The following is an 11,683-nucleotide window of genomic DNA, read 5'->3' as shown; positions in this document are numbered from 1 at the left end:
AATTTCGACAATTAATTCCGGCGCTCCTTCTACATAATCATCTTGACTAATTGTCGATTGTCCTCCCTTGTCAATTCTTAATAGGGCATCCGGTTGGGGTTCGTTATCAATATCTAATCTCACGGTGGCATTATCACCCAATCTAACACCGGGAGTCGCCGCTTTATAGAGAGCTAACCATCCGATAATATTAGCATGAGGCTCGGCGTGACTTTCAAATCTGAGGGGAGATGCCATATAAACGATTCCTTCAATTAATTCCGCTTTTTTGAGATGGGGCATCCCTTGATAACGTCGTTCAAATTCCCATCGAGTTAATTTATCGCCGTTTTCTAGGGGAGGAATTGTTAAAGAAGCTGCCATTACTGGGGTAGTTGTCATAATTTTTCTCTTTTCACCCGTCTTCTAGGTAAGTGTTTCTAATTAAATAGAAGATAGATTTTGCCTTTGATCCCCCTGCCCCCCTTATTAAGGGGGGTGCCGATAGGCGGGGGGATCCCCCCTGCCCCCCTTGATAAGGGGGGTGTCTGACAATTTTTAACACCTACCTACTTAGTTAATCTTTGCCGGCTATCGGATCAGGCTTTTTTCCTGATCTTCCATTATTATAACACCCATCGGTAGGGTGTGTTAAAGTAGCTCAACACACCCCAAAAAATCAATTGTAAGTCAGCAAATAATCGACAAGCTTAATTAATCTTTTCTCTTTAACTCCTGACACTGGGCGATTTAGGACATCTTCCAAAGAATCAAAGGGCTTTTCTGAACGTTTTTTTAGAAAGTCATTAACAGATGCAGGTGGAATTCCCGCTTTTTTAAGTTGATTAGCATCACAGCTATTCAAAAGCTCTAAAATCGATTTAGAAGGAGGAGAAGCAGGAGGAGGAGGAGAAATAATAATTTTTTCTTCCAGTCTTTTCATTTCTTTTTGGTACTCCTCCCGGATTGCTTGTAACTGGGTTTCTAATCGTTTTTCAAGATTACTCATCCTCAATTCTAGAGGATTATCTATTTTTTCATGCGTGGTAATTAACCCAGGAGAAGGAGATAATAACTGTATTTGCTGTAAAGCGATATTCTCCGCTTCTTTATCAACCACAAAAGCGTTAATCATCTCGATGTCAGGAACTTTCTGATTGGCGATGACAGAAGCATAATATTCTAAATCTCCACTGATAATATTATAACGTTCATCAACTTTTTTATTATCAGCTTTTTTGAGAATAGCAGGGCGAATAAGTCCACCCATTTCAATAATAAGATTGGCTAAATTTTCCAATTCAGTTTCAGAAAAGGTTTCTCTGGGAAGGGAAGGATTAATATCAGTAATATCGACTCGTAAAAATTTCCACATTTATTTAACTCCTATTTTAGCTAAAACTTCAATTGCTAAGGCTTCAAATTCTGCTGCTGATACTCCCGCATCAGCTTGATGTTCGGCATAATCCATTATAGATTGGGGGGCAGGAATTTCTAAATCTCCCACGGTAACGTATTGATTTATACAGCGAGATAAAGGCATTCTTTCCGAGATAGTTGATTCCATTAAAGGTAAATTATATTTGTCTAGAATCACTTGTTTTTGTTTGGGAAAACTAAATTTTAAGTATTGAGCATGGGTGGAAATTTTGGAAGGTAAAACGCCTAAAATTTGTAGTGTTGGTTTACCTAAATCTCCACGACTTTCATTAATTTCCTCTTGAACAAAGTTTTTAACGCTATCTAATCCTTGATTAGAAAATGGTTTAAGATCAGAAGGAATTATTAGATAGTCAGCTGCGATTAAAGCAATGCGTGCATATAAATCAAGTGCGGGAGGTGCATCAATAATTACAATATCGTATTGATTATTTACTTTCTCTAATTTTCTTGCCAATCTAGCAAATACCGCCGCATTATCTTTAATTTTAGCTTGGTTAGCAATTAAAGATATGTGAGAGGGAATAACATCAATTTTTGGATGATTGAATCCTTGAGACTTTCTGACAATATTCTCAATAAAAATGCGGTTACTATTATCTAGCAAATGAAAGACATTTTTATCTTTTAAATCATCGTCATCATCGAATTGAAACTTAATTAAACCAACGGCAAAGGTACTATTAGCTTGAGCATCAATATCAATTAATAAAACTCGCTTGCCTTTTTTACTCAAGGCTGCCGCTAGATTGGTAGCGACGGTGGTTTTACCAACACCACCTTTATGATGATAAATTGCGATGGTTTTCATGGGGTTTCTGTGGTTGATTATTGGAGAATTGAGCGGTGGAATGCCTAGGGATAAGGTTTCGTAGCCAATCAGAGATTTTAACTGTTCTAAGTGAGAGGCAATTTCTAACCCAGAACATCTAAAAACTAAATAAATTTTATCGGGTTTTCTTCGATAAAGTTGAAGCTCATCACCGTTGGTTAATAATCCCCACTGCACTTTAAAGTAGTTGAGATAATAACCTAAGCGGTGACGATGATTGATGAGCTTTTCTCTGGGGTTTTTAGCCTCGACAATTAGACAGTGAGAGGATAAAAACTGCTTTTTGTTGATAGGTTTTTGAGCGGAAACAAGGAAATCTAAGCGGACTTTACCGAAGCTAACTTGTTGATACCAATGTTCGGGATTGTAGCCTAGTTTGGGGAGTAAATACTGGACAATTAATTTACTCTCCACTTCCCTTTCGTTATGACAATGGCGAGGATTGAAAGTCACACATTTGAGTAAATACTTAAGAACAACTTATTGTTAGTTTAAATGATGACAGCCCTTCTCGTCAAGGTGAAGCACAGACTGAATCCTTACTTAAGTGGGGAGGCACAATTATTGGTAGGATGGGTTAGCGGTAGCGTAACATGAGCGGACGTTGGGTTTCATGCTTCAACCCAACCTACGTTCATCTTATATTTAATTCCACCCACCTACTTAATCGAGTATTTCAGCTGCAAGAACAAACCCCATCTATCCCAGAAAAGCTATATATTGAGATGAATATCAGTCAATTTACGGGTTCATGACAGTAGGATGTTTATCTAACACTTTTGACAATGACAGAGAAAACCATCCTACCCACAGCTTAATTAATGGATCTGCATAATTTTCTCGGCTACTTTCTGGGAAATAAAAGGTAAAATTGAGCGATTTTGACTGTTATCTTTTCCCTCGGTAAATACCACCAATAGATAGGGAGTATGGTGGGGAATTTCAATATAGGCTGCATCGTGACGTACTTGACTTGTCCAACCAGCTTTTGACCAAATTTGACTATTTTCTGGTAATCCTTGTCCTAGAAATCCTAAGATTTGTGTATCATCTCCTTGACTTGTCCAATCAGCAGGATTAAGACTACGTTTTAGTAAAGACATCATCATCTGAGAACGTTGGGAAGAAACCGCAATCCCCCCAACAATAGTATGAATTAAACGCGCCACTGCATTGCTAGTTAACATATTGCGATTCTCCATTAATTCCCCTAAAAAAGCGCGTTCACGTCCATAGGGACCATCAGACCAAGTTTTTTGATTAACGTTAATTGTCGCTAATTCTGGCCAATTTAAGGATTGAAAATAACGATTAACTATGTTGCGTTGTTGCTTCCAAGTTTCAAAGGGACCGGCGGAAATTTCTGGACCGCTAGTGGTTCCCGTGACCAGATCTACAACTAAACTGGTAGCATCATTACTAGAGTCAACAATCATGTCACGAATGGCGCGATTTAATTCGCTGCTTTCGGCAATCATCCCCCCCTCTAACCACTCATGAATCGCTACTAGATAAAATAATTTCACTAAACTAGCGGGATAGGTTCTTTCTTGTCCGCGATAGCTAAATCCGCGGGGGGAATATTTCCAGAATTCTTCGTGAGAAATTGCTCCCCCCGTGTTGACGATAACAGGAGGATCATATACTATCCAAGTTAGGGCAATTTGTTCTTGAGCTAATTGGGGAAATTCTCGCCAAGTTGTTTCTAAAATATCTGTACCGAACTGTTGGAGGTGGTCTTCAGTATGAAAAAAGTTCATAGGTGTGCTGCAAAGTCAAGAGTTAGAAGGTGGATAAATTCTTGAGTCGGCAATTCTCATTTTACGGTAAAATTTACCGATAATTAATTATTTGATCGCTTCTGAGTTTAATGTTTATATCTACCGATGAGGTTCATCTCTATTTTATCAGTCTCGATCCCTCTGGGGATAGACGAGAAAAACTGGCTTCTTTGCTCTCTGAAGATGAAATAATTAGAGCTAATCGTTACCATTTTCCCCAACACAAGCGGCGTTTTTTGGTGGCTAGGGGATGTTTACGGGAGATTTTAGGGTCATATTTGGCCATAAGTCCCGAAAAAATCGAGTTTATCTACAGTGAACGGGGAAAACCGAGTATTAACTACCAATTGCAGTTTAATCTCTCCCATTCCGAGGAGATGGCAATCTGTGGCTTGACTTTAACCGCTCCCATCGGGGTAGATTTAGAGAAAATGCGCGAGGTGAAAGATTTAGATAGCTTGACAAAAAGGTTTTTTTGTGCTAAGGAACACGAGCTTGTTGAAAAGTCCGCAGAGAAGGAAAAGTTATTTTTTCAGTTATGGACGGCAAAAGAGGCTTATTTAAAGGCAGTGGGAACGGGAATTAGCGGGGGACTCGATCGAGTGGAAGTGGGCCTTAATCCCTTAAAATTAGACAATGTGGCGGGGGAATGGCAATTATGGACTGCAGCAATCGGCGATAATTATCGAGCGACGGTGGTTATCGAAGGTAGCGATCGAGTGATTAAAACCTTTGGCCTTTCTGATCTATGATTAATTGTGGAGTTAATTGCCTTGAGAAATTCAGTAATTATTCCTAGCTATCTCGAAAAAAGCTTGTCCTTAATTATTACTTAACCTTGTTTTCTCTATGCGAATTGCTCTTTTTACAGAAACCTTCTTACCGAAAATCGATGGCATTGTCACCCGTCTTAAACATACCGTAGAACACCTACAAAGATTAGGTCATCAGGTATTAGTTTTCTCTCCCGATGGCGGTTTAAAAGAGTACAAAGGTGCTAAGATTCATGGAGTTACAGGGATTCCCTTACCCCTATATCCGGAATTAAAAATGGCTTTCCCCCGGCCTTCAGTCGGTCAAGCTTTAGAGAGGTTCAAACCTGATATTATTCATGTGGTTAACCCGGCTATTTTAGGGGTGGGAGGCATTTATTTTGCCAAAACTATGAACATTCCCCTCGTCGCTTCCTATCATACCCATCTCCCCCAATACCTACAGCACTATGGATTAGGTTCCCTAGAAGGATTACTCTGGGAATTATTAAAATTGGCCCACAATCAAGCAAGTTTAAATCTCTGCACTTCCACTGCTATGGTACAAGAATTATCTAGTCGTGGCATTGAAAAGGTCGAGCTTTGGCAAAGGGGAGTTGATACGGAATTATTTCAACCTCATTTAAAATCCCCGGCTATGAGACTGAAATTATCCCAAAATAACCCCGATAGTCCTCTCTTATTATACGTTGGTCGAGTGTCGGCCGAAAAAGAAATCGATCGCATTAAACCAGTCTTAGAAGCGATTCCCGAAGCAAGATTTGCCATTGTGGGAGATGGTCCCCATCGGGAAGCTTTAACAAGTCATTTTGCCGACACAAATACCCATTTTGTCGGTTATTTACAGGGGTTAGAATTAGCCTCCGCTTTTGCTTCCGCAGATGCTTTTCTTTTTCCCTCACGCACAGAAACCCTCGGTTTGGTACTTTTAGAATCCATGGCTGCCGGTTGTCCGGTGGTGGCGGCAAATTCGGGGGGAATTCCCGATATTGTCACCGATGGAGTTAATGGTCATCTCTTCGATCCTAGGGATGAGAAGGGTTTAATTAGTGCCACCCAAAGATTACTAACCGCCAAGGCAGAAAGAGAGGAATTACGACGAAATGCGCGCCTAGAAGCGGAAAAATGGGCATGGCAAGCGGCCACCAAACAATTATTAAATTACTATCACCGGGTTTTGAATAATAATTCTGTGGCTTTTGCCGCTTAATTGTTGTCAAAATGCTCGAATTTAATTGCAAAAACCTTAACCTATTGTAACTTCTATGGCCAGCGCACCCAGTACCACCTTAGATAAGTCCACCCAAGGGTTCAAAAAGACTTATCCCAACTATAAAGTTATTGTTCTCAACGATGACTTTAACACCTTCGATCATGTGGCCAATTGTTTAATTAAATATATCCCGGATATGACTACCGATCGAGCTTGGGAATTAACTAATCAAGTTCACTACCAAGGACAAGCAATTGTCTGGACAGGTCCCCAAGAACAAGCGGAACTTTATCACCAACAATTGCGACGGGAAGGATTAACCATGGCTCCCCTAGAGGCCGCCTAATTATGAATAATGGTCGCTTAGTTTGGAATCATTCTACTCATATTCCGGGGTTGATTGCGGTATTAGAAAAGTTAATTACCTATCAGGGAATCACCACTGTCACCCCCGGGGTACTTTCTCGCTCAAAAGGTCATTGTCCGCGATTACAATTGCGGATATCGGTGCCGATTCGTGGTGGTTTTAAGCTGATTGCGAGGACAGGAAAAAGTGTTCAAGAAGTCTTTGTTATCACCGATTTCAACCAAGAGGACTTAGAGATGGCTATCCAAGCTTGTTTAGGAAAATAACTGTCGTGGGTGCGTTGTTGAAAGGCTGCTGGTTACTAATTATTTTTTTTCTGTTTTTCTGTTTACATTCTCTCCCTAGTTTGGCAGTAGTGGATAGAGTTCCCTTAACAGTAACTTTATTGCAGGAACGTTTAAGCGCACCCGTCCTTAAAGAAGGGATGACTACCATCGATTTAGCCAATTTAGTTATCGATATCCGCGATGAAAATAAAGAACTACAAGAACAATTTTATCAACAGATTCAAGGTCAAATTAATCGCGCTAAACAACCCCTAGGTTTAGATTTTAGTAATTCCTTAATTCAAGGCAATTTTATCGCTTCCCGTCTGGGTTTACCGACTCCTTTAACAAAAGTAGCTCTCGCTACTTTATTATCACCCACGGAAGAACAGTTATTACAACAGGACGAAAATTTTTTATTCGATAGCGATGAACCGGTTTTTAATGTCACAGTATTTCGTGGACCGGTGAAGTTGCAGGGAACCGTATTTATGGGAGAAGTGGACTTTTCTAAGACTTTTTTTCTGCAAATTGTCGAAGCAATGGCAGCAAAATTTAGTCGTGAAAGTAATTGGTTAGAATCGCGTTTTGCTAGGGTGGCGAAATTTACCAAAGCCACTTTTATGGGAGATGTAAATTTTAGTCAAAGTCAATTTTTAAATAAAGCCATCTTTCGCACGGCCCATTTTAAAAGTATTACTAACTTTCATGGCAGTCATTTTACTGCCGAAGCTTATTTTGATCAAACCAAATACGATAAACCCGCATATTTTACCCGTACTTTCTGGGAAAAAGAAGCCAATTTTTCCCAAAGTCAATGGCGAGATCGTCCGCTATTTTCTAAGAGTAGATTTTTAAGCTTATTAACCTTTAGAAATGCAACTTTTGAAAAATCAGGCGCTTTCCGGTCTAGTTATTTTAATAGTGTGGTTAGTTTTCAAGATGTGAAACTTTTAGATCAGGTAGATTTTAGTAATTCCACTTTTACTAAAAATAGTTATTTAACTGTATCAGGATTAGCTTTTGATTCCGATAAAGCGAAAATACTAGGAGATAGAGGAGTAATTGGTCAAGTAATTTATTTACCAACCCTAGCAGGAAATGAAACAGTTTTAAGAAATTTAGTTCGTAATTTTCGCTCCCTAGAACAAATTGCCGATGCCAATCAAATTGAATACAAAACCGAAAAATTGCGAGTTCAACAGTTAAAACAAAAACTGAAGAATATCTCAATTATTCGCCTAATTAACCTCACTTGGTTAGCTGATTTTCTGCATACTTCTTTCCTTGCTTTACTATTACTCTTAAGTCAAGATGGTACAAATTTTAGTTTAGTTTTCGGCACAGGAATCATAATTTTTGCCTATTTTGGCTGTTTATTTTGGTTAATTGATCGCGTGCGTCGTCTCACTCCTAAACCAGTAATTCCCAATCGTTATGAAATCTTTTGTATGGTAACTAGCTATATTATTCTCACCCTTTCTGGTGTGTTTAATATCCTGCAATCTGCCAGTCGTCCCCTACTAACTTTAACAGCTATTGCCCTAATTCTTGTCCCCTTACCCCTAATTTTAATTATCGAACTTTATCGTCGGGGACGCTATCACGATTTAATGGATAGTTCCTATTTCCTGCAAGATGGCAGTATGCGACAATTACGCTTATTAATCACCCGTTTACCCGTGGTTCCTGAATTTCCCCTCTTTCGCGATCGTTATACTCCTATTCCTTGGCAAAAGCGTTGGAATTGGTTAAATTATTACGATTTAAGTCTCAATAATTTGCTAAAATTAGGCTTTAATGATTGGCGAGTTCGCGATCAAGAATTACCCGCTATCATTTCCTTTTTAGTTTGGTATCAATGGGGTATCGGCATCTTTTATATCACTCTCCTTATCTGGACTCTCTCCCGCACGATTCCAGGTTTAAATCTCTTAATTTATTTAAAATAAACTGTAAAAATTGAAATACAGCAGTTATCTTTTCGTTTTGAGGAGCCGAAATATGAGTGGAAAAATGACCCTTACTTTGAACCGTGATACCTACGGAAGGTTAAGCTGTTCGTAATTTAAATGCTTGACAGCTTAGTGAGTGTTCGCCGTGATTTTCTATCACTGTTTGAGGAATCGAATTAGAATCTTGATAATCTTACTAAAGAGGAAAAAAACATGAATGCCAAATTGATTGAATCTCTCATCCAAATTATCCAATACCTTTCTGAAGAAGAAAGATTGCTCTTAGAGAAAAAATTAGCTGCCCATGAAACTCAAACAGATTTTGATAACCTAGCCCAAGCTTTAGCAGAATTGCGACAAATTTGTGCTGAAGAAAACTATACTATAGAAGTTCCTTCTCGCCAAGATCGTTCTAATCCATTTGCAGAAAGCTTAAATGACCTTCCTGTGTGATACTAACATTATCAGCGAGTTAAGTGGGTGGGTGGAATTAAATATAAGATGAACGTAGGTTGGGTTGAAGCATGAAACCCAACGATGCATCTCAATTTGGTCGAAATATCTATATTACATTTTCGGCGCACGCAGTTCGATAAACTCACTGACCACTAGGCGCTCCTACCATAATATTATGGTAGTGACTGTATCGGCAAGAGTCATAGTATAATTGAACCAATGAATTGTGGAATTCCCTGGCTGCTGTTATCAGTGAGCAGTGAACAGTAAACAGTAATCGGCAGTTTTCACCTAACACTGTCCACTTAAAACTGCAATCTGATAACTGATAATTGAAATCCCCAAAACCCAACACTCTAATTTATTGATTTAATAAAACCGACCACTGCTGCAGGAGATAAAAACTATGTGTATTCTCGGTTTTGATCCGGGTAAGGACAAATGTGGGATCGCGGTTAGGTCATCGACAGGGAAAATTTATACCCATGAGGTGATAGCATCGTCACAAGCGATCGAGCGTTTAGCCAGTCTCTGTCAACAATATCCGCTCGAATTATTGGTGATGGGGAACCAAACCACCTCGAAAAGTTGGTGCCAAAAAATTGCCGCTCGTGTCACTATCCCGATTACTCTAGTAGATGAACGCAATAGTACCCTAGAAGCGCGCGATCGCTATTGGCAAATGTTTCCCCCCAAAGGATTACAGAAACTCATCCCCCAGGGGATGCGTCTTCCCGATCGCCCCATTGATGATATAGTAGCGATTCTACTGATCGAACGTCATTTACAGTCCAAATAATGTCAAACTACAAAATAGACACAGCAGGGTGAATTGACGATGCTCCTAAGTAAAGGTTTTGAAGTGGAAATGTACACCGGAACAGCAGCCGGAGAAATTATCGGTTTATCCGATCGCATTGTCAAGGATTTAGATGGTTTTGTCCGGGAACCGGATAGTCGTAACGTAGAATATACCACGGCTCCCATGACTAACTATGACCGTCTTTTATGCGCTACTTTAAAACCTCGTCTAGCTCTACGGCAATATTTGCGTCGTTTAGGCGATTATACCCTCATCCCTGGCAGTACCCTCTCCCTGGGTGATAGTCAATATTTTTATCGCAGTGACCCCCACAATCCCTATCATGACTATATCGAACAGACCTACGGCACTAATGTGGTCACGGCCAGTATTCATATTAACGTCGGTATTAGCGATTATGAGGATTTAATGCGTGCCTGTCGCTTAATTCGCCTAGAAGCTCCTTTATACTTGGCTTTAAGCGCTTCCTCTCCTTTTCTCGATGGTAAAATCACCGGTTCCCATTCCCGTCGTTGGCAAGTTTTCCCCCAAACTCCCGCTTATGTTCCCCTCTTTGAAAGTCATCAACATTTTGTCACTTGGACCGAGGAACAATTAAAACTCGGTACGATGCAGAATGTTCGTCATCTCTGGGTGTCAGTACGTCCTAACGGTAGCAATCGTCCCTATAATCTCAATCGTCTAGAATTGCGAATTTGTGACCTGATTGCTAATCCTATTAGTTTATTAGCAGTTATGGCTTTTTTAGAGGCCCGTTTAACTCAACTTTTACAAGCTCCCCAATTAGACCCCTTAATTTTAAGTCAATTACCCAGCAGCAATCGCAGCGAGGATTTATTAACTTTAACCCAAGAAAACGAACAGGCTGCCGCGCGTTTTAGTCTTGATGCCACCCTGAGACATTGGTACGATGGCCGGGAAATCTTAGCGAGGGATTGGATTAAAGACCTCTATGTTCAAGTTTATCCGATCGCTAAAGAAAAGGGTTTTAGTTGTTTCCTCTCTCCCTTACAAAAAATCCTCCGCGAAGGTAACACTGCACAACAATGGTTAAAACAATACGACCAAGGTATGGATGTTAAAAGTATTATCAAACAGGCGATTATTACCCTAGAAAAAGAGGAACGAGAGTTAGAACATAAATTATGTCAGCATATTCTAGTTGCTTAAATAATTATTTTAATGCCATGGTAATTAAACCCTGTTGACCGAGAAGAATTTCCCGCAGCAGCGTACAAATTCCCACCCAAATAATCGGAGAAATATCAACTCCTCCCAAGGGTGGGATGAGTTTACGCACGAGGATTAAAAAAGGTTCCGTTGGCCAGGCAATAATATTAAAGGGAAAGCTATTTAAATCTACCTGTGGATTCCAAGTCAGCACGATCCGTAAGATAAACAAAAGGGTCATCAACCCTAAGATAATTCCCAATGTCCAACTTAATGCGATCGCTGTGTCCATAGTCTCTAATCCCGTCTTTTTTACCGATTATTTTCCCTACAATATAACAGTTTTTGTCTCATTTAATCATCCTAGTCGCCCCAGCACCCTGCCAGTTGTTCTTGTCAACCTCCCGGTTAAAAATGCCGCCAATAAAAAGTCCCAATAGGGCTTGACAAACTAGCTAGACTTGACTTATACTTTTCTTATAATGGGAATCCGTGTCGTCCTGCGACCCCCCTTTTTTCAGGCCAGATGCAGAAGTAACTTAAAGATGACAGAATTTCGCATCGAGAAAGACAGCATGGGAGAAATTCCCGTACCTGCCGATAAACTTTGGGGAGCGCAGACCCAAAG

14 protein-coding genes are annotated in these 11,683 nt (G+C 39.9%); 9 read left to right on the top strand and 5 right to left on the bottom strand.

What is annotated here, in order from left to right; genetic code table 11:
• From IQ242_RS07100 to IQ242_RS07085, 4 genes are all read right to left on the bottom strand, one after another.
• A partial coding sequence (locus IQ242_RS07100; RefSeq protein WP_193959484.1) for a Uma2 family endonuclease occupies positions 1 to 381 on the bottom strand: 381 nt, incomplete at its 3' end.
• 277 nt (positions 382 to 658) lie between these two features.
• Entirely contained in the window at positions 659 to 1,354 is a 696-nt protein-coding gene (locus IQ242_RS07095) for a chromosome partitioning protein ParB (RefSeq protein ID WP_193959483.1), read from the bottom strand.
• Entirely contained in the window at positions 1,355 to 2,704 is a 1,350-nt protein-coding gene (locus IQ242_RS07090) for an AAA family ATPase (protein WP_193959482.1), read from the bottom strand.
• A gap of 365 nt (positions 2,705 to 3,069) precedes the next feature.
• Positions 3,070 to 4,011, bottom strand: a complete 942-nt coding sequence (locus IQ242_RS07085; RefSeq protein WP_185237033.1) for a serine hydrolase — start codon at positions 4,009 to 4,011, stop codon at positions 3,070 to 3,072.
• Between the two features lie 110 nt (positions 4,012 to 4,121).
• Between IQ242_RS07085 and IQ242_RS07080 the strand changes: the two genes are divergently transcribed.
• The 8 genes from IQ242_RS07080 to gshA all read left to right on the top strand — a co-directional run bounded on the left by IQ242_RS07080 (position 4,122) and on the right by gshA (position 11,055).
• Positions 4,122 to 4,784 carry a 4'-phosphopantetheinyl transferase superfamily protein gene (locus IQ242_RS07080; protein ID WP_185237032.1) on the top strand — a complete coding sequence of 221 codons (663 nt, stop codon included), beginning with the start codon at positions 4,122 to 4,124 and terminating at the stop codon, positions 4,782 to 4,784.
• 97 nt (positions 4,785 to 4,881) lie between these two features.
• Positions 4,882 to 6,015, top strand: coding sequence for a glycosyltransferase family 1 protein (locus tag IQ242_RS07075; protein WP_079207103.1), 1,134 nt, complete (start codon positions 4,882 to 4,884; stop codon positions 6,013 to 6,015).
• A 55-nt stretch (positions 6,016 to 6,070) separates the two neighbouring features.
• Positions 6,071 to 6,364, top strand: coding sequence for an ATP-dependent Clp protease adapter ClpS (gene clpS, locus IQ242_RS07070; RefSeq protein WP_193959481.1), 294 nt, complete (start codon positions 6,071 to 6,073; stop codon positions 6,362 to 6,364).
• Between the two features lie 2 nt (positions 6,365 to 6,366).
• Positions 6,367 to 6,651, top strand: a complete 285-nt coding sequence (locus tag IQ242_RS07065; protein WP_052275730.1) for a DUF2103 domain-containing protein — start codon at positions 6,367 to 6,369, stop codon at positions 6,649 to 6,651.
• Positions 6,652 to 6,656: 5 nt separating this feature from the next.
• Entirely contained in the window at positions 6,657 to 8,603 is a 1,947-nt protein-coding gene (locus tag IQ242_RS07060) for a pentapeptide repeat-containing protein (RefSeq protein WP_193959480.1), read from the top strand.
• A 216-nt stretch (positions 8,604 to 8,819) separates the two neighbouring features.
• Positions 8,820 to 9,059 (top strand): hypothetical protein, encoded by a 240-nt coding sequence (locus IQ242_RS07055; RefSeq protein WP_193959479.1) that lies wholly within the window; start codon positions 8,820 to 8,822, stop codon positions 9,057 to 9,059.
• A gap of 409 nt (positions 9,060 to 9,468) precedes the next feature.
• Positions 9,469 to 9,861 (top strand): pre-16S rRNA-processing nuclease YqgF, encoded by a 393-nt coding sequence (locus IQ242_RS07050; RefSeq protein WP_193959478.1) that lies wholly within the window; start codon positions 9,469 to 9,471, stop codon positions 9,859 to 9,861.
• A gap of 39 nt (positions 9,862 to 9,900) precedes the next feature.
• Positions 9,901 to 11,055, top strand: a complete 1,155-nt coding sequence (gene gshA, locus IQ242_RS07045) for a glutamate--cysteine ligase (RefSeq protein WP_193959477.1) — start codon at positions 9,901 to 9,903, stop codon at positions 11,053 to 11,055.
• Positions 11,056 to 11,059: 4 nt separating this feature from the next.
• Here gshA and IQ242_RS07040 read toward each other — a convergent pair whose 3' ends face one another.
• On the bottom strand, positions 11,060 to 11,347 hold the full coding sequence (locus tag IQ242_RS07040; RefSeq protein ID WP_193959476.1) for a YggT family protein: 288 nt from the start codon (positions 11,345 to 11,347) through the stop codon (positions 11,060 to 11,062).
• Between IQ242_RS07040 and IQ242_RS07035 the strand changes: the two genes are divergently transcribed.
• Positions 11,340 to 11,495, top strand: coding sequence for a hypothetical protein (locus IQ242_RS07035; RefSeq protein ID WP_193959475.1), 156 nt, complete (start codon positions 11,340 to 11,342; stop codon positions 11,493 to 11,495). The two genes, IQ242_RS07040 and IQ242_RS07035, sit on opposite strands and share 8 nt — an antisense overlap.
• Positions 11,496 to 11,683 lie beyond the last annotated feature (188 nt).

Source organism: Microcystis sp. LEGE 08355, assembly GCF_015207185.1.
Taxonomy (GTDB): Bacteria; Cyanobacteriota; Cyanobacteriia; order Cyanobacteriales; family Microcystaceae; genus Microcystis; species Microcystis panniformis.
This window is presented reverse-complemented; position numbering and strand designations above follow the sequence as displayed.